Here is a 25637-nt window from a genome sequence, read left to right as displayed (position 1 = left end):
GCACCGGGATACTTCGCCACCAGCGAACTTCAGGCGCCCCCTTCCCTGCCCCCGTCCGGTGACCTGTGATCGCACCACGGGCGCGACCACGGCGGGACACCAACGCTCCGGCGCTGTCGCTTGATTGCCAACACGCGACCCGCGTCAGTTCGGCAGTGCCGCAGACTGCCCCATGCGCAGGTCGAGCACATACTCCAGCAGCGCAGATTCGGAGCGACGCAGGGCATCCATCTGGTCAAGAACCTCAAGCTGGGTGGCCACGAACATGCCGATCACGCCGACAGAGGCCGCCTCCTCGTCGGACCACGGCTGGCCACGTGGGCGCGATCGCACGAATTCAAGCGACCCAAAGGCTATCTCTCCAAGCGCCAGCGGCACGCCGACGAAGCTGCCCGGCTCGCGCCCGGTGAAGCATGTCATTCCGGCCGAAAGCCCGTCATGGTGGCGCAGCCTTGGACCTGACAGGAGCTTCTGGGTGAAGGTCCCCGACAGATCGTACCGTGCGCCCGGGCCGATGGTCGAGCAGCCGTCGGAGCAATAGCGGGCGACAACCACCGCCTGCGACCCCTCGGAGCGCAGGATCGCGCCGCAATCCATACCGAGGGTCTGGCACCCAGCCTGCAACAGACCGGTGAACCGCTCCTCCGTGCTCAGGTGCGGCTCGGTGAATGCGGCGGTGGCGGCATCGCGCAGCGCGTTGTACCGGCGCAGGCGGGCGTGGGCATCTTCGAGGTCGTGAACGAGGGCCTGGCTGGTCAGCAACGCCGCGCGCAGCAGGATCTCGTCGCTGACACAGCGGGCAAGGTCGACCAGTGTGCTGACTTCCTGTCCTGTCCAGTCACGGGGGATGTGATCGATCACGCACAGGGCGCCAAGCACCGCGCCATCCGGCCCGTGGACGGGCACGCCGAGATAGGCCACGGTTCCCAGCAACTCGATGCCGGGGTTGCCCTTCACCATCGGATGTTCCCGCGCACATCGGATTGCCAGGGGTTCCCGGTCACGCTTCACATAGCGGCTGAAAGAATGCGAAAGCGGAACCTGTCGGAGGCTCCGCAACGGCTCGTCGAGTCCCTGTTCACCGACAAAGACCTGGCGCCCTTCCTCCTCCAGAATGATGGAGATCAACGCCACCGGCGCACCCAGCAACCGGGTCGCAAGCCGTGTAATCCCCTGAAATGTCTCCGTGGAACGTGTCTCGTCTAGCCCGAGATCTCCCAGAGAATACGCCGTGTCACTCGCTATGCCGGAAACCACCCCACGTTCGGCCGACATGTCAACCTCATCTAAAAATGCATGAAATTACGGCGGGATACTTTGCGCCATTTCGTTAACGAAAGGTTAACATCGTCAGTCGGTGGGGAGCGCGGGGTCGAAGGCGACCTCAATCAGGCGTGGGCCAGTTGTGGACATGGCGTCGGCGAACCTGGCGATGAAATCCCCGGTTTCGGTGACCCGGACGGCATCGACACCGTGGCCGGCGGCAAGGGCGACCCAGTCCAGTTCCGGGTCCTCGACATTGAACATGCGCTCCGCGTTGCGCCCAACCTCGCGAACCCCGACATTGGCCAACTCGCCGCGCAGGATCTGGTAGCCCCGGTTGGCAAAGACGATCACGGTCACATCGAGCCGTTCCCGTGCCATGGTCCAGAGCGATTGTAGGTTATACATGGCCGAGCCGTCCCCTGTCGGCGCGATCACCTTGCGATCCGGGCAGGCCACGGCCGCGCCGACGGCGAGCGGCAGGGCCGCGCCGATGGCCCCGCCGGGGTTGTTCAGCCAGTCGTGCGCCCGCGCTCCGCGCGTCGCCTGTGCAATTGGGTGACCCGCAGTGATGGCTTCGTTGCAGACGATTGCCCCCTCCGGCATCAGGGCCGCCATGGATTGGCCGACGGTCTCCGGGCACAGCGGCCCATCGGGAAGCTCGGGCAGGTCGAGCGGGATCCTCGCGGCCTCGGCCTCCGCTGCGCCGGTCTCCGTGACCAGCGCCTCAAGCGTCCAGGCGATATCCATGCCCGGCGAGCAGAGGTCCAGCATCCGGCAGTCCGCCCGTTCCGGCGTCGAGGGTTTGTCGGGATAGGCAAAAAAGGCCACCGGCTGGCCTGCCCCGACCAGAACCATGTGGCGGACGTCCCGCAGGATCTCCACGTTGTCCAGCACCGGGTAGTGCAGGCATTCGATGTCGACCGCCCCTGCCCCGCGCGCCAGACGCGGCACGAAAAGGTCGGTCATCAGCCGGCACCCGGTCGTCGCCGCGATCTTCCCGGCCAGTTCCGCCAGCCGCCCGTGCAGTGCCGGGCCATTGACAAAGAGCGCTGCCCCCGGTTCCCGCAGGGCCGCGGCCGCCGCGGCGATCTGATCGGGGCGCGGCCGGTGGAGACGCACCGGCGGCAGCGGCTCGGCCGGACCGTCCGCCCCTTCCCACGCCGTGTTCGCCGGCAGCACAAGCGTTGCGATCCGGCCATTGCCCGACCGCGCGATCCGGACCGCCTCCGCACCGTCGCGGGCGACCGACCCGGCATCCTCGCTCACGCGAACCCAGTCGGAGACAGAGCGCGTCACACCCTCGATATCGCCCTTCAGGGGCGCGTCGTATTTAAGGTGGTAGTCGGCATGTTCGCCGACCACGTTGATCATCCCTCCATGCCCCTTGCGGGCATTGTGTACGCTGGCATAGCCGTTGCCGAACCCCGGCGCGAGATGCAGCAATGTGGCCGCCGGCATGCCGGTCATACGGAAATACCCGTCGGCGGCCCCCGTCACGCCGCCTTCGAAGAGGCTCAGGATGCAACGCATCTGCGGATGGGTGTCGAGCGCGGCAACAAAGTGCATCTCCGATGTGCCGGGATTGGCAAAGCAGACATCCACGCCACTTGCCAGCAGGGTTTTCACAAGGGTTTCCGCGCCGTTCATGCTCTCGCCTCCGCTGCCGGTTGCCGGTCTCGCCGCGCACTCAAGCACAGCGCGCCATGCGGCGCACTGCGAAAATGCGGCTTGTGCTGCGACCAGCGGACGCCACCGGCACCACGGCACCGCCCAATGCAGTTTCTGCCCGCCGCCATATGTCACTGAACGGGATGCGCACCCCGCCACTGCCACGGACACGAGGCCGTTGTGCCCCTCGCCCGGCGTCAACCACGACCGTGGCTCTGGCCCAAAAGGTCGAACCCTGTTTCCCCGCCAGACAGGCAGTCGCACGGAGGGTCTGTTCACTCGCGCCCATTTGTGATGGTTTGCGCGAAAGACCGGGCGTCGGAGGATCGGCATGGAACGGGTTGAACTTGCGGTCGGGCTGGAACTGAGCCGCATCGTGTACGGTATGTGGCGGCTTGCCGATGACAAGGACACGTCGCCTGCCCGTGTGCAGGCGAAAATCGAAGCCTGCCTCGAACAGGGCATCACCAGCATCGATCAGGCCGATATCTACGGCGCCTACGCCGGCGAGCACCTCCTTGGCGCGGCGCTGGCACAGGCGCCACACCTGCGCGACAAGCTGGAGATCGTGACCAAGTGCGGGATTATTGCGCCCATCGGCAAATACGCCGACGTGCCGGTGAAATACTACGATACCGGCGCGGCGCATATCACGGCCTCCATCGAACGCTCCCTGCGCAAGATGAACGTGGAGCAGATCGACCTGCTGCTCATCCACAGACCCGACCCGTTGATGGATCACTTCGAAACCGGCCGCGTGCTCGACGAGGCGGTCGCGTCGGGCAAGGTCCGCGCCGTTGGCGTGTCGAACTTCCTGCCCCATGACTGGGATCTGCTGCAAAGCGCCATGGACACGCGACTGGTCACCAACCAGATCGAGATCTCGCTACTTGCCCACGAGCCGCTGACAAACGGGGAACTGGCCTTCCTTCAGGAACGCGGCGTGGCGCCGATGGCCTGGTCACCGCTGGCAGGGGGCGCATTGCTGTCCTCCGGGCACAGCCAGTTGAACGCCAAGCTCAAGGAGATCGGCCGTCGCGACGGCGTGGACTCCATGCTGGTGGCGGTGGCCTGGCTGCTAGCGCACCCCGCCTGCATCATGCCGGTCATCGGCACCAACACGCTGCAACGGATCGCCACGATCCCGGATGCTTTCAAGGTCAACATGGACCGGCAGACGTGGTACGCGCTCTACACGGCTGCGCTCGGTCATGATGTGCCCTGAGCAGAGGTGGCCCAGAGGACAATGATGAACACCGAGACCTTCACCCCCGGTCCGGGCCGCGAGCGGGCCCTTCGGACAGCACTTGGCGCCTTTGCCACCGGTGTCACGGTTGTGACCTGCCGCACGCCCGATGGCCCGCTCGGGTTCACGGCCAACAGCTTTTCCAGCGTGTCGATCGACCCGCCACTGGTCCTGTGGTGTCCGGCGGTCGCCTCCCCCCGGCACGACGCCTTCGTCGCGGCGCATGACTTCTCGATCCACGTGCTGGAGGCGCATCAGCTCGCGATTTCCGAGCAGTTCGCCGCCGAGGCCGCGAATTTCGACGGAATCGACTGGACGGACGGCGAGAAGGGCGTGCCATGGATCGACGGCTGCCTGACGCGCCTCGACTGCCGGCATTTCGCCGCCCACGGCGCGGGGGATCATACAATCGTGATCGGCCAAGTGGATCGTGTCACCCACGTGCCCGGTGCACCGCTGCTGTTCGCGCTTGGTGCCTACGGTCGCATGGCCAGCGGGCCGTTCTGATCGGAACCCCGATTTCCGTGGCGCGATCCGCGGGTTGCGCGCCCTGTCGGGACGCACCAGACGCCTTGAATCCACCGACATCATCCATGAAATTTCTGCAACGCAGCATCCCAACCTGCCTGTTTCTGCGCCCGCAACAGTGCTGCGCCGCGGAAAAACCGGGCAAACCCCTTGCCTTGTGCGGAATCCGCATAGATGAAGCAGCGCCCAAGGGTAGCAGCATGAATGTTGATGTGAGACTTGCACGGCGTGATTGGCTGGATGATAACGCGGGCTGAAAAAATACCGCGTCCTCCCCTCCGCGCGGCGAAACAGAAGGACAGCACATGACTGCCTCCGAAATGAAAAACGCTATTCTGCACCACCTGGTCTACACGCTGGGCAAGGATGCGGCCCACGCCAAGACCTATGACTGGCGCATGGCGCTGTCCTTCGCCGTGCGCGACCAGATCGTGGATCGCTGGTTCGAGGCCACTCGCCGCACCTACGCGGAGCATCGCAAGCGGGTCTATTACCTGTCGCTCGAATTCCTGATCGGCCGGTTGCTCAAGGATGCCGTCATCAACATGCGCCTGGAGGAGGCCGTGCAGGATGCGTTGGACGCGTTGAAGATCGACTGGCACGAGCTGCTGGAAGACGAGCCTGACGCGGCGCTCGGCAACGGCGGCCTTGGCCGTCTGGCGGCCTGCTTCATGGAAAGCCAGGCGACGCTTGGCCTGCCGGCGATGGGCTATGGCATCCGCTACGAACACGGCCTGTTCCGTCAGAGCTTCGAGGATGGCCGCCAGGTCGAAGAGCCGGAGGACTGGCTCAGCCAGACCCACGCATGGGAATTCGTCCGGCCCGAGGTCGCGATCGACATCGGCTTCGGCGGTCACGTTCAGGAGATTGGCAGCCGCGCCAACTGGTACCCGTCGGAAATGCTGATCGCGATGGCGCATGACACGCCGGTCATCGGCTGGAAGGGCCGCTGGGGCAACACTCTGCGCCTGTGGGAAAGCCGCCCGATGCACGGCTTCGACCTCGCGCGCTTCAACCGTGGCGACTACGCCGCCGCCGCCGAGCCGGAGGCACTGGCCCGGACCCTGTCGCGCGTACTCTACCCCGATGACCATACCGAGCAGGGCAAGGAGTTGCGGCTGAAGCAGGAGTTCTTCCACACGGCAGCCTCCATCCGCGACATCATTCGCCGCTTCGAGAGCGAATACGACGACCTGAAGCTGCTGCCGAAGAAAGCCGCGATCCAGATCAACGACACCCACCCCGCGATTGCAGGGCCGGAACTGGTGCGCATCCTGCATGACGAGCGCGGCATGGATTTCGAGGAGGCCGTCGGCATCGCCCGCAACACGATCTCCTACACCAACCACACGCTGCTGCCCGAGGCGCTGGAAACGTGGGGCGAGGCCCGCATGGGCCGGCTGCTGCCGCGCCACATGCAGCTGATCGACCGGATCGACGACCTGCATCGCCGCGAGACCGGCACCGGCCACGTCAACGCTCACCAGGACGGCAAGGTCCACATGGGCACGCTCGGCTTCATCATGGCCCACAAGGTCAATGGCGTGGCGGCCCTGCACACGGAACTGCAGAAAACGACCGTCTTCAAGGATCTGCACGAGCTTCACCCGGACCGGATCGTGAACCAGACCAACGGCGTGACCCCGCGCCGCTGGCTGCTGTCGTGCAACCCGCGACTGGCCAGCCTGATCACGGAAGGCATCGGGGATGGCTGGGTCGATCACGCCGAGGACCTTGAGAAGATCGAGCCCTTGGTAGCCGATCCCGCATGGCTCGACCGCTACGCCGCCGCCAAGAAGGCCAACAAGGTGGACCTGTCGAACTGGATCGCGGAGACCATGGAAATCGGCGTCGACCCGGACGCGATCTTCGACATCCAGGTGAAGCGGATCCACGAGTACAAACGCCAGCACCTCAACCTGCTGGAAACCATCGCCCACTGGCAGGAGATCCGCGACAATCCGAACGCGGGCTGGGTGCCGCGGGTGAAGATCTTCGGCGGCAAGGCCTTCCCGAACTACATCTACGCCAAGGACATGGTGCGGCTGGCCAATGACATGGCGAGGGTGATGAACAGCGACCCGCTGACCTCGCGCTACCTCAAGGTCGTCTTCCCGCCGAACTACAACGTGAGCCTCGCCGAGCGCCTGATCCCGGCGGCCGACCTCTCCGAGCAGATCTCGACCGCGGGCAAGGAAGCCTCCGGCACGGGCAACATGAAACTCACCCTCAACGGCGCGCTGACCATCGGTACGCTGGACGGTGCCAACGTGGAGATTCGCGAACTGGTCGGCGCCGAGAACTTCTTCCTCTTCGGCATGACCGCGGAAGAGGTGATGGCACGTCGCGCCGAAGCCGGCCACGCCGCCCGGGCCATTGCGGAAGATCACCGCCTCGCCCGCGCACTGGAGGCCATCCGCTCCGGTATTTTCAGCCCCGACGAGCCCGGCCGGTACCACTCGATCACCGAGAACCTGTCCCACCACGACTACTTCATGGTCTGTTCCGACTTCACCGACTACTGGCGTGCCCAACGAGAGGTGGATACCGCCTTCACCGATCCGAAGGACTGGGCACGAAAAGCGGCGCTCAACACCGCGCGGGCCGGATGGTTCAGCTCCGACCGCACGATTCGGGGATACATGAAGGATATCTGGCACACGGACGCTGCGCCGCAGGTCGCTGACGCCGCAGAATGAACCAATAAGCTTGCGGTGCGCACAGGAAGGAGTAGCCTTCTTGCATGACCAACGCTCCCGCCAAGTACCCGCAAATGCCGCTGTCCTACGAGACAGCCGAACAGATCGCCGCCGGCGCATTGGGAGATCCCTTTGCCGTACTCGGCCCGCATGAGTCCGGCGGCGACATCTGGGTGACAACATACGATCCCGGCGCGGTGGCCATGTCCGCCCTGATGAACGGCGACGAGCACCCGCTCGATGCCTTCGAGGGTGTGGCCGGGGTCTTCTGCGGAAAGGTCCCGCACAAGTCTCCCTACCTGCTGCGCGGTCGAAATGCCGCCGGGGAGACCTGGGAGAACGAGGATCCCTATCGCTTCGGACCGGTGATCGGAGAGATGGACGAGTACCTGTTGGCGGAGGGCACCCATCAACGCATCTGGCAGGTTCTCGGCGCCCATGTGATGGAACACGAAGGGGTGGAGGGCACCCATTTCGCGGTCTGGGCGCCGAATGCGAAACGGGTCTCCGTGGTCTGCGACTTCAATGCCTGGGACGGGCGGCGCAACCCGATGCGGCTGCGTGGCCAGACAGGGGTTTGGGAGATCTTCCTGCCCGGTGTCGGCGAAGGTGCCGTCTACAAGTACGAGATCATCGGCGCGCAGGGCCAGTTGATGGCCCAGAAGGCCGACCCGGTAGGATTCGGCGCCCAACACCCGCCCGAGACGGCCTCCATGGTGCGCGACATCAGCGGCTATGGGTGGGACGACGGGAAGTGGATGACCTCCCGCGAGGCCGCGAATGCACATGACGCGCCGATCTCCGTCTACGAGGTCCACCTCGGAAGCTGGAAGCGTGTGACCGACGACGGCAATCGGCCGCTCTCCTACAAGGAAGCCGCGGTCGAACTGGTCGATTATGCGAAGGAAATGGGGTTCACCCATATCGAGTTCCTGCCGGTCTCCGAGTTTCCCTTCGATGGGTCCTGGGGCTACCAGCCCATCGGCCTTTTTGCGCCCACGGTGCGCCACGGGCCGCCGCACGAGTTCCGCGACCTGATCGACGCCGCGCACCAGGCCGGGATCGGGGTGATTCTCGACTGGGTGCCGGGCCACTTCCCCACTGATGTGCACGGCCTGGCGCAGTTCGACGGCACTGCGCTTTACGAACATGCTGATCCACGTGAGGGGTTCCACCAGGACTGGAACACGCTGATCTACAACTACGGCCGCATCGAGGTGGCCAACTTCCTGATTTCCAACGCGCTTTACTGGCTGGAAGAATACCACATCGACGGACTCCGCGTGGATGCGGTGGCCTCCATGCTCTACCGCGACTATTCCCGCGAGGAAGGTCAGTGGATCCCCAACAAGGACGGCGGGCGCGAGAATTACGAAGCCATCGCCATGCTGCAACGGACGAATTCCATCTGCTATGCCGAAGTGCCCGGCATCATGACGGCAGCGGAGGAGAGCACGTCCTTCCCCGGCGTTTCCAAGCCGGTCGATTCCGGCGGGTTGGGCTTCGGGTTCAAGTGGAACATGGGCTGGATGAACGACACGCTGGACTACATCTCCCGCGAGCCGGTGCATCGCAAGCATCACCACCACCAGATGACCTTCGGCATCCACTACGCCTTCAGCGAAAACTTCATCCTGCCGATCAGCCACGACGAGGTCGTGCACGGAAAGGGCTCGATGATCGCCAAGATGCCCGGGCTGGAGGGAGAGAAATTCGCCAACCTGCGCGCCTACTACGGGTTCATGTGGGGCCATCCGGGCAAGAAGCTCCTGTTCATGGGCAACGAGATCGCGCAATGGTCGGAGTGGAACAACAATGACCAGGTGGACTGGAAGGCAACGGAATACCACACCCATGCCGGGGTGCAGCGGCTGGTGAAGGACCTCAACCACCTCTACCGCGAGACACCCGCGCTTTATGCCAAGGATTGCGAACCGGGCGGCTTCGAGTGGCTCGAAGCCAATGACATGGACCATTCGGTCTATGCCTGGATCCGCCGCGGCGGGCCGGAGGACCCCGAGGTCGTCGTGATCTGCAATTTCACGCCAATGGAGCGCTCCGCCTACCGTGTGGGCTTTCCCACGCCGGGCACCTGGCGCGAAGCGCTCAACACCGACGCCGGGATCTATGGCGGCGAAGGTCGGGGCAATCTCGGCTCCATCCAGACGGAAGAGAAGGACTGGCACGGGCAGGATCATTCTGCCGCGCTGACCATCCCGCCACTTTCGACGATCATTTTCGTTCGCGACGACGCGTGACGGCGACACCTTTAGGAGGAAGGACATCCCCATGCCAAATTCCCACACGAGACTGTCCTCAAGGGCGATGGCCTTCGTGCTTGCCGGCGGCCGGGGCAGCCGATTGAAGGAACTCACCGACACCCGGGCAAAACCCGCCGTCTACTTCGGCGGCAAGGTCCGCATCGTTGATTTCGCCCTGTCCAACGCGCTGAACTCCGGCATCCGGAAGATGGCGATTGCCACCCAGTACAAGGCGCACTCTCTCATCCGCCACTGCCAGCGCGGCTGGGGATTCTTCCGGGCGGAGCGAAACGAGTTCCTCGATGTCCTGCCGGCCTCGCAACGCATGGGGGGCGAGAACTGGTACGTGGGCACCGCCGATGCGGTGCACCAGAACATCGACATCATCGACAGCTACGACATCGAGTACATCCTCGTGCTTGCGGGCGATCACATCTACAAGATGGACTACGAGATGATGTTGCAGCAGCACGTGGACACCGGCGCCGACGTGACCATCGGCTGCCTGACAGTCCCGCGCGAGGAGGCCTCCGCCTTTGGCGTCATGGACGTCGACACCTCAGCCCGGATCGTAGACTTCATGGAAAAGCCCGCCGATCCGCCGGGCACGCCGGACGATCCGAACGTCACCCTGGCCTCCATGGGGATCTATGTCTTCTCCTGGAAATTCCTGCGCGAGATCCTGCTTAAGGACGCAGCCGATCCCAATTCCAGCCACGACTTCGGCAATGACATCATTCCCGACATCGTGAAGAACGGGAAGGCCGTGGCCCATCGCTTCTCCGACAGCTGCGTGAAATCCGAACCCTCGGCGCCGGCCTACTGGCGGGATGTGGGGACGATCGACGCTTTCTGGAAGGCCAATATCGACCTGACGGATTTCACCCCGGAACTGGATCTCTGGGACCACGACTGGCCGATCTGGACCTATTCTGAGAGCGTGCCGCCCGCGAAGTTCATTCACGACGAGGAGAACCGTCGCGGCACGGCCGTGTCCTCGATGATCTCCGGCGGCTGCATCATCTCCGGTACGGAGATCCGCAACTCGCTGCTGTTCACACAGGTGCACACAAACTCCTATGCCTCGCTCGATCACGCGGTGGTCATGCCCTACGTGACCGTGAACCGGCATGCAAACCTCCGGAACGTGGTCATAGACCGTGGCGTGGTGATCCCGGAGAAGCTCGAGGTTGGCTTCGACACGGAAGAGGATTCCAAGTGGTTCCGTGTCACCGACAAGGGCATCACGCTCATCACGCAGGAGATGCTTGATCGCCGGACGGCTGCCCTCTCATGAAGGTGCTCTCCGTTGCCTCCGAAGTGGCCCCGCTGATCAAGACCGGGGGGCTGGCGGATGTCGCCGGTGCCCTGCCGGCGGCGCTTGCCGAAAAGGGCGTGGAGATGCGGACCCTGGTGCCCGGCTACCCGGCCGTGCACGCCGCACTGGACGGCTCCAAACCGGTGCTGTCGGACGGCAACCTCTTTGGCGGGCCGGCACAGATCCTGCATGGCACCGCCCATGGGCTGGATCTTTACGTGCTGGATGCCGCGCATCTGTTCTATCGCGACGGCGGCCCCTATGCGGCGCCGGACGGCTTCGACTGGTGGGACAATGCCGAACGTTTCGCCGCGCTGAGCTGGATGGCCGCGACGATTGCCACCGATGGCATCGGCGGCTGGAAACCCGACGTGCTGCATGCCCATGACTGGCAAGGCGGGTTGGCACCTGTCTACCTTCAGCGGCTGGGCGGGGCCCACACCGTGGGATCCGTCTTCACGATCCACAACATCGCCTTCACGGGATCTGCCGGCGCCGACATGATGGCACGTCTGCGCCTGCCGATGGAGGGCTACAACCCCGGCGGGTTCGAGTTTCACGGCCGCATCAGCGCGCTGAAGGCCGGGATCGCCTATTCGGACAAGGTGAACACGGTATCTCCGACTTATGCCGAGGAGCTGAAGACGCCGGAGTTCGGGATGGGTTTCGACGGCGCGCTGGCGCACAAGGGCAGTGATTTCTGCGGGATCCTGAACGGCATCGACACCGACTACTGGAATCCGGCCAAGGATCCGCACGTCGCCGGGTTCTCGACCCCGCGCGGCAAGTCAAAGGCACGCACCGCGCTGATCGAGGAGTTCGGCCTGCCCTATGACAACGGCCCTCTTTGCGTCGTGGTTTCGCGCCTGACAGAGCAGAAAGGGTTCGACCTTCTGCTGCATGCAGTGCCAACTCTGCTGGAACGTGGCGGGCAACTGGTCGTGCTGGGCTCGGGCGATCCGGGACTGGAGCATGCCTTCAGCGAGCTGGCCTCCCGCAATTCCCAGGTCGCGGTCCATATCGGCTACAACGAACCGATGTCGCACCGGCTCATCGCCGGGGGCGATGCGATCCTTGTGCCCTCCCGTTTCGAGCCTTGCGGCCTGACCCAGCTTTATGGTCTGCGCTACGGCACCCTGCCGGTCGTGGCCTCGACGGGGGGCCTGGCGGACACGGTCATTCCCGACGGCGTGGCGACCCGCATGGCCGGCGTTGCCACGGGGATACAGTTTGCCCCCGGAAATGCCGAAGCCCTCAAGGACGCTTTCAATCACCTCTGCGACCTCTATGCCAACCCGGACCTCTGGGCGCAGATGCAGCGCAACGCGATGAAGCACCCTGTTGGCTGGGATGTCTCCGCCGCAGCATATGCCGAACTCTACGCCCAGGTCGCAAGGAACCCGTGAGGCACACGTGAGGCACCCAGAATTTTCCATCACGGCCGGTCGGTCAGCACCGCTCGGCGCAACCTTTGACGGGGACGGCGTGAATTTCGCCGTCTTCTCTCAGCATGCGACCGCGATGGAGGTGTGCCTGTTTTCGGACGACGGCAGGACCGAACTGCAGCGGTTGCGCCTGCCGGAGCGGGATGGCGATGTCTGGTATGGCTATGTCTCCGGCCTGCGCCCGGGACAATTCTACGGGCTGCGGGCCCATGGCCCCTACCGGCCGGATATCGGCCATCGGTTCAACCCCAACAAGTTGCTGCTGGACCCCTATGCAAAGCAGCTGACCGGCCTGCCGATCTGGCACGACGCGCTGATGGGCTACCAGATCGGCTCGAATGCGCGGGACCTGAGCTTCGACACCCGCGACAGCGCCCCTTACATGCCGCGTTGCGTGGTGAAGGATCCGAGTTTCTCATGGGGCGAAGATCACCATCCGCGCACACCCATCGCCGAATCCGTCATCTACGAGGCCCATGTGAAGGGCCTGACCCAAATGCACCCGAAGGTAGCGCCGGAGGGCACGTTCCTCGGGCTCGCCTCCGACCCGATGCTCGACTACCTGACGAAACTCGGCATCACCGCGGTCGAGTTGCTGCCGGTGCAGAGCTTCCTCACCGACCGGTTCCTGCACGACAAGTCGCTGACGAACTACTGGGGCTACCAGACGCTCGGCTTCTTCTCCCCCGATCCGCGCTACCTCTCCGAGGGCAAAATTTCCGAGTTCCAGCAGATGGTTGCGCGCCTGCACCACGCCGGGATCGAGGTCATTCTGGACGTGGTCTACAACCACACCTGCGAGGGCAACGAACTGGGACCGACACTGTCGTTCCGTGGCCTCGACAACCTCTCCTACTACCGCCTGATCAAGGACAAGCGCTACTACATCAACGACACCGGCACCGGGAACACGCTGAACCTCGATCACCCGATGGTACTGCGCATGGTGATGGATTCGCTGCGCTACTGGGTCGAGGTCATGCATGTGGACGGCTTCCGCTTCGACCTGTGCTCCACACTCGGTCGCACCGATCACGGTTTCGACGCCGGCGCGAGCTTCTTTGACGCGATCCGCCAGGATCCGGTGCTGACCCAGGTGAAGCTGATCGCAGAACCCTGGGACATCGGCCCCGGCGGATACCGCCTCGGCGGCTTCCCTCCGCCGTTCCACGAATGGAACGACCGGTTTCGCGACGGCGTGCGCCGGTTCTGGCGCGGCGATCCGGGGCGCGCGCCGGACCTTGCCGGACGGCTGACCGGTTCGGCGGCGGAATTCGACCATTCCGGGCGTCCTGCCACGGCCTCCGTCAACCTGATAACGGCCCACGATGGCTTCACCCTGCACGACGTCGTCTCCTACAACACCAAGCACAATGAGGCGAATGGGGAGAACAATCGCGACGGCCATTCGGAAAACTATTCCGACAATTTCGGCTGGGAAGGTCCCACCACCGACACCACGATCATCGAGGCCCGCAAACGACGCAAACGAGCGATGATCGCGACGCTCATGCTCAGCCAGGGCACGCCGATGCTGCTTGCCGGCGACGAGCTGGGCAATTCGCAGGGCGGAAACAACAACGCCTATGCGCAGGACAACGAGACAAGCTGGATCGATTGGGAGAATGCCGATCTCGACTTCCTGGAGTTCACCCGGAAAATGATCCGGTTCCGCAAGGACCACCCGATCCTGCGCCAGAAGGTGTTCCTGCATTCCCGCGAGCGCCGCATCGACGGGCGGGAGGATCTGTTCTGGTGGCGGGCCGACGGCAAGCCGATGGAAACGCCGGACTGGGTCGACCCCGGTCTGCGCATGGTCTGCGTCGAGATGCGGACGGCCTCTGGCACGCCGGTTTTCGCCGCCACGGAATCGGCGATCTTCGTCGCGTTCAACGCGGGTGGCCCGGCCACGATCACCCTTCCGGTGCCCCCCAAGGGTCAGACCTGGGTCTGGGCCATCGATACAGAAACGCCGGACATGGCCGAGCAACCGCTTCGCAAACGGACCTCCGAGGTTGCAGGGCAATCGGTGTCCGTCTTCGTGCTGGAGCCGACCGAATGACCTCTGCGCTGAAAGAACTGGCCCACCTCGCCGGCATTCACCACGACTACTGGGACCAGACCGGCACCAGGGTGGAAACCTCCGAGGCCACCGCCCGCGCGTTGCTGGCGGCGATGAACCTGCCGGCCGCGACGGACGCGGAGGCCGAAACCACCCTGGCGCGGTTCAAGGCGGCGGAGGCCGCACGTCCCCTGCCCCGCTGGCTGATCCTGGAGCCCGGCGAGATCAGCCGCCATCCGCTTTCGCACGAGGTCCTGGCCGCGCGCCTTCGGCTCGAAGACGGGATCGAGATGCGGTTGCATCCCGGCGAGACGCTGACGCTGCCCGAACTGCCTCTGGGCATTCACCACCTCGATCTCGACGGGCATGGCACAACACTGCTGGTCGCGCCGCGGTCGTTGCCTCTGCCAGAACGCAACTGGGGCGTGACCCTGCCGCTCTACGGGCTGCGGACGCCGAAGGAGGGCGGGCTGGGCGACTATGCCGACCTCGCCAATTCCGTCCGCGCGATCGGCAAACACGGGGCCAGTTTCGTTGGGCTCAACCCGGTCCATGCCGGGTTCCCGAACGATCCCAATGCCTTCAGCCCATATTCGCCCTCGCACCGCAGGCGCCTTGCGACGATCCATATCGCGGTGCCGGGGCAACGGCTGAACTCCTCCGGCACATTGATCGACTATCCCGGAACGGTCGCGGCGCATCGCGAGGCCATGGAAGCTGCCTTCGCCAAGTTCGACGCCGGGGGCGGCAATCCCGCCTTCGATGACTACGTCGCCCGCGAAGGTGCCTCGCTCAGGCGCTTCGCCACCTATCAGGCGCTGGCCGACGTGCATGGCCCCTACTGGGGTGGCTGGCCGGAGACGTTGCGGGATTTTGCCTCCCCGGAGGTCGCGGCCTTCCGCGATGCCAATGCCGATGCCGTGCGGTTCCATGCCTGGTTGCAATGGATGGCCGAGACCCAGCTTGCCGAGGTCGCGGCGATCGCGAAGGCTGCCGGTATGCGCTACGGGCTCTATCTCGATCTGGCCGTCGGCACGCATCCCCACGGGGCGGAGACCTGGTCGGAGGGCCCCTCCTTCGCATCCGGCGTGTCGCTGGGCGCGCCGCCGGACGCGTTCTCGCCGGACGGACAGGTCTGGGCACTGGCACCGTTCAACCCGCATGCGCTGGCCGAGATGGGCTTTCGCCCCTTCGCGGAGACCATCCGCAAGCAGTTCCGCTTCGCAGGCCTGCTGCGCATCGACCACGTGCTGGGATTCGAACGCGCCTTCTGGGCGCCGGACGACCGCACGATCCCGGGCGCCTATGTCGCCATGCCGCGCGACGCCTTGCTGGCCATCGTCCGTATCGAGGCCTCCCGCGTTGGCGCTGCCGTTGTCGGAGAGGATCTGGGCAATATCCCCGACGGCCTGCAAGCCGCCCTTGCCGAATCCGGCATCCTCGGCTGCCGGGTTGCGATGTTCGAGCAGCAGCACCACGGCACGTTCCGCCCGCCGGAGGACTATACCGAGGCCGCGCTCGCCTCCTTCGGCACCCACGACCTGCCCACCTGGCGCGGTTGGCGCTCGGCACGGGACGTGACAATCCGGCACGAACTTGGCATCCTCAACGACACCGACCACCTCAATGGGCTGGACTGGCGCAAGGGTGAGGTTGAGGGTTTCGACCGGATCGCCGAAAATGCGGATGACGACCCGGATGCGATGCACCGCTTCCTGGGCAACGTCAAAAGCCGCCTGGTGGCCATCCAACTCGAAGACCTTCTGGGCCTGGTGGAGCAAGCCAACCTGCCCGGCACCGTGGAGGTTCACCCAAACTGGCGCCGCCGCCTGCCGGTGGCGGTCACGGAGCTGGCCGATCACCCGGCCCTCCCGCATGTTGCACAGATCATGAAAGAGACCGGCCGACAGGAGTAGCCCATGGAACGCATTACCGTTCAGACCCAGCCGATCGACGGACAGAAGCCCGGTACATCCGGCCTTCGCAAGAAGACCAACGTCTACATGGAGCCGCACTACCTGGAGAACTTCATACAGTCGATCTTCAACGGCATCGGTGGCGTGGCGGGCAAGACCTTGGTGCTTGGCGGCGATGGCCGCTACTTCAATGACCGTGCGGCGCAGGTGATCCTGCGCATGGCCGCCGCGCAGGGCGCTGCAAGGATGATCGTTGGGAAGGATGCGCTTTTGTCCACGCCTGCCGCCTCCAACATGATCCGTCTCCGCAAAACCGACGGCGGCATCATCATGTCGGCGTCCCATAACCCGGGCGGGCCGAAAGAGGATTTCGGCGTCAAGTTCAACACCCCCAACGGCGGGCCTGCCCCCGAGGAGGTCACCGACAGGATCTACGCCGCCACGAAGGAGATTGGCTCCTACGACATCGTCGTCGCCAGTGACGTCGATCTGTCCAAACCCGGGCAGTCTAGCCTTGGCGACATGCAGATCGAGGTGGTCGACCCGGTCGCCGACTACGCCGCCCTGATGGAGGAGCTTTTCGATTTCGACGCCATCGCAAAGCTCTTTGCCGGCGGCTTCACGGTTCGCTTCGATGCCATGCATGCGATCACCGGCCCCTATGCCAAGGCGATCCTCGAAGACAGGCTTGGCGCGGCGCCGGGCTCCGTGGTCAACGCGGTCCCCTCGCCCGACTTCGGCGGCGGCCACCCGGACCCGAACCCGATCTGGGCCAGCGAGCTGATGGAGACGATGTTCGGCCCCGACGCGCCCGATTTTGGTGCCGCCTCAGACGGGGACGGCGACCGCAACATGATCGTCGGCCGGGGGGCCTATGTGACGCCCTCGGATTCGCTGGCCGTGCTCGCGGCCAACGCGCATCTCGCCCCCGGTTATGCCAAGGGGCTTTCCGGGGTGGCCCGCTCCATGCCGACCTCGCGCGCCGTGGATCGTGTTGCCGCGCGCCGGGGGCTCGATTGCTATGAAACACCCACGGGATGGAAGTTCTTCGGCAACCTGCTCGACGCCGGGCGCGCGACGCTGTGCGGCGAGGAAAGCGCCGGAACCGGCTCCGATCACGTGCGGGAGAAAGACGGCCTCTGGGCAGTTCTCTTGTGGCTCAACATATTGGCTGTGAACGGGAAATCCGTGCAGCAGATGCTCGACGACCATTGGGCGGAGTTCGGGCGCAACTACTATTCGCGCCACGATTACGAAGGCGTTGACGCGGAGATCGCGGGCGCGCTGATGGAGAGCCTGCTGCTGGAACTGCCCACCCTCGTGGGGCGGAGCTTCGCGGGCAAGACCGTCTCAAGCGCCGACGAGTTCGCCTATGACGACCCGGTCGACGGCTCGCATTCTGCCCGGCAAGGCATCCGGATCGGTTTCGAGGGCGGTGGGCGCGTTGTCTTCCGGCTCTCGGGAACAGGCACCGTGGGGGCCACGCTGCGCGTCTATCTGGAAGACGTCTGCGAGGATCCGGCCGCGATGCACCGCGATCCCCAGGAGGCGCTGGCAGAGATCATCGCCGCGGCCGATGCCATTGCCGGGATCACCGAGCGTACCGGCCGGGACACTCCCGACGTGCGAACCTGAACCGACCAAGGCAGGGGTGCGAGGGGAGCAGTCCCGCGCACCCCTACCAGCACGCCTGCGATGTCGCTCTTGCGTATTCCGCAGGCCATCAGCCGCCCGGCATCAGCCAACTGGCAAACGCTGACGCCGCAGAACCGGCAACGACGAGAATGCTCCCATAGGAGGATCGCCCGATCCATGCGCAAGTCACACGATATCCCCGCCGGTTCGCTTCACAGGATCACGGTTTCCTCAAGCATCCTGCACCGGAACCTCCTCGGCGATCCGGGCACACGCGAAATCGTGGTTTATACACCGCATGGCCATGACGGCGCGGGCCTGCCGTTGCTGGTGGACCTCGTGGGCTACACCGCCGGCGGACCCGCTCATGTGAACTGGAAGAATTTCGGGGAGAATGTGCCCGAAAGGCTCGACCGGTTGATCCACGAAGGCGCCATGCCCCCCGTGGCGGTGGCCTTTCCGGATTGCTTCACGCGGCTCGGCGGAAACCAGTATATAGACAGCACGGCCATGGGCCCCTGGGCCACGTTCCTGACGACCGAGATGCTCGAAGCCGTGGAACGCCGGTTCGGATGTGGCGGGGTCGGACGGCGGGGCGTGTTCGGCAAGTCGTCTGGCGGCTACGGCGCCATCGTGCATGCCATGTTGCATGCCGACACCTGGTCGGCTGCGGCCTGCCTGTCTGGCGACATGGCCTTCGAACTTTGCTACCTGCCGGATTTCCCGGGTGCGCTGCGGGCAATTGCCAAGGCCGGTTCGATCGAGGCTTTCGTGACCGGCTTCGAGGCCGGCCCCAAGTTTCCGGGCGGGCAGTTGCACACGCTCATGGCGCTTGCCATGGCGGCCACCTACGACCCCGATCCGGACGCGTTCTGCGGCATTCGCCTGCCGGTGGACATGGAAACCTGCGAGCTGGACGAAGATCGTTGGGCGCAATGGCTGGCCTGGGATCCGGTGCGCATGGCAGACAACCATGTCGAGGCCCTGAAATCGGTCAAGGCGCTCTGGATCGAGTGCGGCACGGCGGATCAGTACAACCTGCTCTATGGTGCGCGCCGCCTGACGCGGCTGCTGGACGCCCGTGGCGTGAAACATGTCTACGAGGAATTCGACGACACGCATTCCTCCATCGACTACCGTATGGACACCTGCCTGCCCTATCTCGCCAAGGCGCTCACGGACTGAACCGATGGCAGAGCCCCCGGGGCGGGCCGGGCTGCCGCCCTGGTGCGCGGCACCTCCGCGCGCCACGCCGGGTCAGTAGATCTTCGGCACGTAGAGCTCTTCGGGCAACGTGTGCCGCTCGTAGTCGGGATTATACTCCCGCTCCGGCAAATCGACTTTCTCGCTCTCGACCGGTGCGTATGGGATCTTGGTCAGGATGTGCTCGATGCAGTTCAACCGCTCGCGCTTCTTGTCGTTGCCCTCGACAATGTACCAGGGGGCCTCGGGAATGTTCGTGCGCTCGAACATGTCCTCCTTGGCCTTGGTGTACTGCTCCCAGCGGACCCGAGACTGCAGGTCCATGGGCGAGAGTTTCCACTGTTTCATCGGGTCATGAATGCGCACCTGGAACCGAAGCTGCTGTTCGGCATCGGTGATCGAGAACCAGTATTTCAGCAAGATGATGCCGTTGCGCACCAGCATCCGTTCGAATTCCGGCACATCGCGGAAGAACATCTCTACCTGGTCCTCGGTGGCGAAGCCCATGACGCGCTCCACCCCGGCGCGGTTGTACCAAGAGCGGTCGAAGAGCACGATCTCCCCGCCTGCGGGCAGGTGTTCCACGTAGCGCTGGAAATACCACTGGCTTTGCTGGCGGCGGTTCGGGGCGGGCAATGCGACGACACGACAGATGCGCGGGTTGAGGCGTTGGGTGATCCGCTTGATCACACCGCCCTTGCCGGCGGAATCCCGGCCTTCGAACAGAATGCAGACCTTGGCGCCGGTGGCCTCGACCCAATGCTGAACCTTGATCAGTTCCGCCTGAAGGCGCAGCAGGTTTCGGAAATAGACCTTGCGTTCGAGCAGATCGGGATGTGCGTCGCGATAGATCTTGCGGATCTCGCGGCTCAGCATCGGTTCGCTGAACTCCATCTCGAAGGTCTCGTCCAGCGTCTCCTCCAACTCGGCTTCGAGCCAGTCCTTGTGCATGTCGTCCATGGGCGAAGTGTTCGAGGGATCTGTCATTCGGTCATTCCGTCTGTTGGTGGCTGTCGGCACGAGTGGGGATCGCGCCCGCCGACGTCGCAATCCCTCACTTGAAGCACCTGATCGGGGCCCGGGCAATCACGTGTTCCGCCGCACCCTGCACGCATTGCGCCGCCATGGGCTTGCACCCTTGGCGGGCACCGCGCAAAACTCCGGTATCCAACGCAAAGACATCCCCATGCTGCTCAAAATAACCGGTCCCCTGGCCCTTACTGCGTTCGTTGCCTTCGGCGCCTGTACCCATGTGCCCTTCGACGCTCCAAAAACGGTAAGCCGGGCCGTCAGCGCCGACCCTGCCGAACACGCGCAGAGCCCGGTGGCAAAGGCGGTGGCAAGCAATCCCGGCCGGGCGGCGGTGGTTCCATTGCCCGATGGCAACGATGCCTTCGGCGCGCGGCTGCAACTGATTGACGATGCAAAGCGGGCGATCGACCTGCAGTATTTCCTGATCAAGCCGGACGAAGCCGGGGCGCTCCTGACCACCCGGCTTCTGCGCGCCGCCGATCGGGGTGTGCGGGTTCGCTTCCTGTTCGACGACGCGCTGACGACGGCGAAGGACCGCGAACTGGCTCTCCTGGACCAGCATCCGAACATCGAACTGCGGGTTTTCAACCCGCTGTCCCGCTACAGCCCGACCGCGGTGAACTACCTGCTCGACTTCGGCCGGGTAAACCGTCGGATGCACAACAAGTCGCTGACGGTCGACGGGGCGCAGGCCATTGTCGGCGGGCGCAACGTTGCCAACGAGTATTTCCAGATCAACACCTCGTCCGAGTTCGCCGATTTCGATCTGTACCTTGCAGGGCCGCAGGTGGCGCAGATCGGCGAAGCCTTCGACCTTTACTGGAATGATCCGATGGCGGTGCCGCTGGCGAACCTGCATCCGGGTGTCAGATACGACGACCTCCAGGAAACGGAGGCGGAGATCCGGGCAGAGGCGGAGCAAGCCACCGCCGGGATCTACGCCCGCGCGGTCGGATCGGACTACCTCGACGATGTCAGCGTCGGCCGCCTTGTCGCAAGGACCGTGCCGGTGACGGTCGAGGTCGACCCGCCCGAGAAGCTCCGCGTCCCGGTGCCGGAGGGCGAAAGGCGCCTTGCGGAGGCGTTGCTGCGCCGCATGGCAGCGGCCGAAAGCGAGGTAATCCTGCTCACCCCCTATTTCGTGCCGGAGGATTGGGGCGCGCGGTTCTTCCGCCAGCTGGCGGAACGAGGCGTCCGGGTACGGATCGTGACCAACTCGCTGGCGTCCACCAACCACCCCTATGTGCACGCTGGCTACAAGCGGCACCGCCCTGCGCTGCTGGCCAGCGGCGTGGAACTCTACGAGGTTCGTGCCGATGCGATGTCGGTTCTGGGCGAAGTACCGGAAGGTGCCGACATCAGCCTGACCATGCACACCAAGATCGCGGTGATCGATCGCGAGGACGTTTTCGTTGGCTCGATGAATTTCGATCCGCGGTCGATCAAGCTCAACTCGGAGTTCGGCGTGTTCCTGACCGACCGGCAGGTCGCCGGGCGGCTGACGGACAGCCTTCGCGAGGCGTTGGATGACTATACCTACAAGGTGTCGCTGGCCGAGGACGGCAGCCTGCAATGGGCCTACCTCGGTGCCGGAGGCAATGAGCTGCGCCGCACGGAACCCGATGCCAGCGGCTGGCGGAAGTTCCTCGCGGGTGTGACCGCGCTGCTCCCTGTTGAAGGACAGCTATAGCGACGCCTCCCCTGATTACGCGCAATCATCATTTGCCGGCGAACGACACCGCCGGGCCCAGAGCATTGCGTTTTCAAGTGCATTGCCAGTCGCGAACCGCGCGCCTGTCGGACCGGCGGAAGCCCCACCCCGGGACGGGCGCGGCGATCAATCGTCCAGCGCGACCGTCTGGCGAAGTCCACCGTCGGCATCGAGGATCAGGATTTCCTGCGCCCCGGAGGCGTCCGTAACGACCACCGCCCACCAGTCCTGCCCCCGGGTGATGGCCTGAACGGTTGCATCGGCAGGCAGTTCCAGCGTATCGGGCAGGCTGAATTCCGTTGCGGGCGCCGGGGTCTTTCCGGGAAAGCGCGTGGCGAACAACACCACAAGCACGGCGATCCCGACAATCATCGTCGAGGTCAGCACCAGCACGAGGATGCGCAGGAACCGCAGGGTCCGCTCGTCTGCTTCACTGAGGGAAGGCTCTTCCATGTCTGATCCGTTCCGCCTGATCCGGGTCGAGATCACCGCCGATCCCCCCGGCCGCCTTGATAAGGCACTGGCGCGCGACGTGCCAGAGGGCGAGGCGCTGAGCCGCTCGCGGATCGCCAAACTCCTTGAACAGGGCCAGATTCGCCGCGCCGGCGAGGTGGTGACCGATGCCAAGGCCAAGGTGGTCGAGGGTGACGTGATCGAGATCACCGTCCCTGCGGCGGCGGCGGTTGAAACCGTGGCCGAGGACATCCCGCTTGCGATTGCCTACGAGGACGACGACCTGATCGTGATCGACAAGCCGGCAGGCATGGTGGTCCACCCCGCCCCCGGCTCACCCACCGGCACGCTGGTCAATGCACTGCTGCACCATTGCGGCGAGTCGCTCTCCGGCGTGGGTGGCGAGAAACGTCCCGGTATCGTGCACCGGATCGACAAGGACACTTCCGGCCTGCTGGTCGTTGCCAAGTCCGATGCCGCCCACCACGGACTCGCTGCCCAGTTCGAGGCCCACAGCGCGGAGCGGCGGTATCTTGCGCTGTGCAATGGCTGTCCCGCTCGCGCCGACCCGCGGCTGCGCGGTATCCGCGGCACGCATTGGGAGAGCGGCGAGGTGCTGCGTATCACCACCCAGCTCGCCCGCCATCGGCATGATCGACAACGGCAGGCCGTCCTCTGGGACGGCGGGCGACACGCCGTCACGCGGATGCGGGTGTTGGAGCCGCTGGGGACCCCGCCGGCCGCGGGGCTGATCGAATGCCGGCTGGAAACCGGCCGCACGCACCAGATCCGCGTTCACATGGCCCATATCGGGCACGGGCTGATCGGCGACCCGGTCTATGGCGGGCGGCGCAAGCTTTCGGCCCGCGCGGTGGGGCCGGAGGGCAGTGCTGCGGCGATGGCGTTCCCCCGTCAGGCGCTCCACGCCGCCAGCCTGGGATTCGAGCATCCGGTGACCGGTGAATGGCTGGCGTTCGACAGCCCATTGCCGGACGACATGGCCCGTCTGCATGCAGCGCTGTCCGGAACCGGCAGCAGCTAACCCCTTCAGATCTTCTGGAAGTTCCGCCTGTCGGCCCGCATGTTCAGCAGCCGCGTGCCACGTTGCTGGTAGAAGATGATGTCCATCCAGTAGCTCGCGGAATAGGCATCCTTGAGGAACGGTTGGTCGACCACGGCGCAGAGCACGACCTCCGCATCTTCGAAACCCGGCAGGGTCAGCCAGTGAGCAATCTCCGCCCGGCAGGTCTCATCGCCACTGTCGAGCGGCAGCGTGTCGGGTGCCGGGTTCAGAACGCCAATGATCGCTGGCAAGCCACCCGGCGTGGCCGACGAAAGGTGACACAGGACGGGTGCACGCAGGGGGATCCCTGCAGCGGTGGCCGGCTGCCCGGGGCGCGGGTCGATACACCCGGACGCAGCCGGAACCGGTTCCCCAGGGACGGCAGCCCCATAGCGGGAAAACAGCTTTGCTGCCGCCTGCGATTGTGCGAGCCGGGTCGGCAGGAAGGACGTTCCGTCGTACTGGAACAGGTAGGCCTCGAACGTCTGCGGATCATCCCGATCCAGAAAGGTGAATGCCCCGCCGACAAAGGTCAGCCGATCACCCCGCAGGTCGGCATCGAAGCTGCGATATCCCATGAGTATCTCCGTCCGGGACAGCATTCCGGTGATCGCATCCCGCAACCGGTCCGAGCGTTGACCGGCTGGAATGTCTTCCCCCGGCGACGCCGGCGGCCCCGCCAACTGGGATGCGATCCCGACGAACAGGATGAACACGACAAGCATCGTGAGCAGGTAGAGGACTCTCGAAACAATCTGCATCCGCATGGCCAGACACCTTCTTCTGCGTCACCCTCATGCTGGGCTGCACGGGCATGAGAGTTACAAGACAGGCAGATCTTGTCATCCTCGTGGCGACCGCGCGTTCCGCATTCAAGAGCGGTTCGGCGAAACAGCGAATTCGGCCTCCAACCCGATGTGCGGCTGAACACGCGACCCCGCCCCGTCCCGAGATCGAAGCTGGCGGACTGGATTTCAGGTGGCGAGATTTGCGCATTTTGTACGGCCAGCTCAATGCGTTTCGAAGGGTCGACCACTGCGCTCCGACCCGTAGGAATTTGCTCCGAATCGGCAAAAACGGTATCTTTTTGCCGGCCAATCCCGTCTTTCACAAAGGGGGTGACACATGGCAGATTTCGGTCCTCCCGTCTCCGGTTCTTTGCGTGCCTACGGAACGCAAAAGGCGGACACGTTCCATGGCGGCGACTATTTCGACAGGTTTTGGGGGCACGGCGGCGCGGACAGATTTTTCGGATACGCCAACTACGACACGTTTTATGGCGGCGATGGACCCGACCTCGCTTTCGGCGGCAGTGACCGCGACGACCTCTATGGTGGAACGGGCAAGGATCGCCTGAATGGAGGAGGCGGCGGCGACTTTATCAAGGGCGAGGAAGGCCACGATCGGCTGAAGGGCGGCCGCGACATCGACCAACTCTATGGTGGCCCGGGAAACGACATCATCCTCGGCGGGCCCGGCAATGACAATATTTTTGGCGACGACGCCGCCAAATGGCACAGGGGCAACGACCTCATCCGGGGCGGTGGTGGCGACGACCGAATTCATGGCGGCAACGGACGAGACCGGATCTTCGGTGGAAAGGGCGATGACCACATAAACGACGATCGTGGCAATGACCGGATAAACCCGGGAAAGGGCGATGACACGATCATTGGCGGGTCGGGGAAAGACACCTTTGTGTTCAAAAACCCCGACGGTCGGAACTACGGTCACAAGGAGATCTCGGGATACGATCCCACGGAAGGTGACCGGATTGTGCTGATCGGCGCGGATGTATCGTCGCGCAGGCAACTGGAGCGGACGTATGAGGTTGAGGAAATTGACGAAGGGCACATCTACGGGCTCAAGATCAGTTTTGGAAAGGGTGGCTCGCTCATGTTTGTGAATGTTTCCCGCGGACAGGATGTCGAAGCCCTATTGGACAGCATCTCATTCGCCTGACTGCTTTTCGGTTGAAAGCCGGCCCGCAGCACGACCCGGCGCGGGCCCGGTACAAGGTATTCGGATTGCTGCTGGGCAGACCTAAACGGGCCCAGTGCGGGCCACTTCGCGCAAAGGCGCCGACCTGAGGGTCGGGTGCCTCCCGCAGCAGCGTGCGTTCGAACATGTC

At 64.6% G+C, this 25637-nt stretch carries 19 protein-coding genes; 13 read left to right on the top strand and 6 right to left on the bottom strand.

Translation table 11 applies throughout. The features are described from left to right. Positions 1-144 precede the first annotated feature (144 nt). Together CLV78_RS00800 and CLV78_RS00795 are read right to left on the bottom strand one after the other, a co-directional pair. Positions 145-1275 carry a GAF domain-containing protein gene (locus CLV78_RS00800; RefSeq protein ID WP_106202878.1) on the bottom strand — a complete coding sequence of 377 codons (1131 nt, stop codon included), beginning with the start codon at positions 1273-1275 and terminating at the stop codon, positions 145-147. 75 nt (positions 1276-1350) lie between these two features. Beyond that, on the bottom strand, positions 1351-2913 hold the full coding sequence (locus CLV78_RS00795) for an acetolactate synthase large subunit (RefSeq protein ID WP_106202877.1): 1563 nt from the start codon (positions 2911-2913) through the stop codon (positions 1351-1353). A gap of 352 nt (positions 2914-3265) precedes the next feature. Here CLV78_RS00795 and CLV78_RS00790 point away from each other — a divergent pair, with 352 nt between their 5' ends. Continuing rightward, a complete protein-coding gene (locus tag CLV78_RS00790; protein WP_106202876.1) occupies positions 3266-4159 on the top strand; it encodes an aldo/keto reductase in 894 nt (297 codons plus the stop codon). Between the two features lie 24 nt (positions 4160-4183). Further along, on the top strand, positions 4184-4687 hold the full coding sequence (locus CLV78_RS00785; RefSeq protein ID WP_106202875.1) for a flavin reductase family protein: 504 nt from the start codon (positions 4184-4186) through the stop codon (positions 4685-4687). Between the two features lie 80 nt (positions 4688-4767). Here CLV78_RS00785 and CLV78_RS24235 read toward each other — a convergent pair whose 3' ends face one another. Continuing rightward, positions 4768-5013: a hypothetical protein gene (locus tag CLV78_RS24235; RefSeq protein ID WP_106202874.1), complete on the bottom strand. Its 246-nt coding sequence runs from the start codon at positions 5011-5013 to the stop codon at positions 4768-4770. On the opposite strand from CLV78_RS24235, the gene CLV78_RS00775 reads away from it, so the two are divergent. From CLV78_RS00775 to CLV78_RS00740, 8 genes are all read left to right on the top strand, one after another. Then, positions 5014-7407, top strand: coding sequence for a glycogen/starch/alpha-glucan phosphorylase (locus CLV78_RS00775; protein WP_106202873.1), 2394 nt, complete (start codon positions 5014-5016; stop codon positions 7405-7407). A gap of 74 nt (positions 7408-7481) precedes the next feature. After that, positions 7482-9665: a 1,4-alpha-glucan branching protein GlgB gene (gene glgB / locus CLV78_RS00770; protein ID WP_425427914.1), complete on the top strand. Its 2184-nt coding sequence runs from the start codon at positions 7482-7484 to the stop codon at positions 9663-9665. 31 nt (positions 9666-9696) lie between these two features. After that, positions 9697-10965, top strand: a complete 1269-nt coding sequence (gene glgC / locus CLV78_RS00765; protein ID WP_106202871.1) for a glucose-1-phosphate adenylyltransferase — start codon at positions 9697-9699, stop codon at positions 10963-10965. After that, entirely contained in the window at positions 10962-12392 is a 1431-nt protein-coding gene (gene glgA / locus CLV78_RS00760) for a glycogen synthase GlgA (protein WP_106202870.1), read from the top strand. Before glgC ends, glgA begins: the two co-directional genes overlap by 4 nt. Before the next feature lie 7 nt (positions 12393-12399). Further along, positions 12400-14493, top strand: coding sequence for a glycogen debranching protein GlgX (gene glgX / locus CLV78_RS00755; protein WP_245924797.1), 2094 nt, complete (start codon positions 12400-12402; stop codon positions 14491-14493). Beyond that, entirely contained in the window at positions 14490-16409 is a 1920-nt protein-coding gene (malQ, locus tag CLV78_RS00750; RefSeq protein WP_106202868.1) for a 4-alpha-glucanotransferase, read from the top strand. The genes glgX and malQ overlap by 4 nt, the downstream gene beginning before the upstream one ends. A 3-nt stretch (positions 16410-16412) precedes the next feature. Then, entirely contained in the window at positions 16413-18044 is a 1632-nt protein-coding gene (locus CLV78_RS00745; protein ID WP_106202867.1) for an alpha-D-glucose phosphate-specific phosphoglucomutase, read from the top strand. A gap of 177 nt (positions 18045-18221) precedes the next feature. After that, a complete protein-coding gene (locus CLV78_RS00740) occupies positions 18222-19229 on the top strand; it encodes an alpha/beta hydrolase (RefSeq protein WP_106202866.1) in 1008 nt (335 codons plus the stop codon). Positions 19230-19301: 72 nt separating this feature from the next. Here the strand turns inward: CLV78_RS00740 and ppk2 are convergent, their stop codons facing one another. Further along, the gene (gene ppk2, locus CLV78_RS00735) at positions 19302-20234 is read right to left on the bottom strand and encodes a polyphosphate kinase 2 (protein ID WP_211300922.1); all 933 of its coding nucleotides are present in this window, start codon (positions 20232-20234) and stop codon (positions 19302-19304) included. Positions 20235-20433: 199 nt separating this feature from the next. Between ppk2 and CLV78_RS00730 the strand changes: the two genes are divergently transcribed. Next, positions 20434-21969 (top strand): phospholipase D family protein, encoded by a 1536-nt coding sequence (locus CLV78_RS00730; protein ID WP_158263388.1) that lies wholly within the window; start codon positions 20434-20436, stop codon positions 21967-21969. Positions 21970-22116: 147 nt separating this feature from the next. On the opposite strand, the gene CLV78_RS00725 is transcribed toward CLV78_RS00730, so the two are convergent. Further along, positions 22117-22443, bottom strand: coding sequence for a DUF6476 family protein (locus CLV78_RS00725; protein ID WP_106202863.1), 327 nt, complete (start codon positions 22441-22443; stop codon positions 22117-22119). On the opposite strand from CLV78_RS00725, the gene CLV78_RS00720 reads away from it, so the two are divergent. Next, positions 22442-23485, top strand: coding sequence for an RluA family pseudouridine synthase (locus CLV78_RS00720; protein WP_106202862.1), 1044 nt, complete (start codon positions 22442-22444; stop codon positions 23483-23485). The two genes, CLV78_RS00725 and CLV78_RS00720, sit on opposite strands and share 2 nt — an antisense overlap. Positions 23486-23490: 5 nt before the next feature. Here the strand turns inward: CLV78_RS00720 and CLV78_RS00715 are convergent, their stop codons facing one another. After that, positions 23491-24273, bottom strand: coding sequence for a hypothetical protein (locus CLV78_RS00715; RefSeq protein WP_106202861.1), 783 nt, complete (start codon positions 24271-24273; stop codon positions 23491-23493). 358 nt (positions 24274-24631) lie between these two features. Between CLV78_RS00715 and CLV78_RS00710 the strand changes: the two genes are divergently transcribed. Continuing rightward, positions 24632-25468, top strand: a complete 837-nt coding sequence (locus CLV78_RS00710; RefSeq protein ID WP_106202860.1) for a calcium-binding protein — start codon at positions 24632-24634, stop codon at positions 25466-25468. Positions 25469-25637 lie beyond the last annotated feature (169 nt).

The organism is Aliiruegeria haliotis, assembly GCF_003003255.1.
GTDB lineage: Bacteria > Pseudomonadota > Alphaproteobacteria > Rhodobacterales > Rhodobacteraceae > Tropicimonas > Tropicimonas haliotis.
Note: the sequence above shows the minus strand (reverse complement) of the source record. Positions and strands in the feature narration are given on the sequence as shown.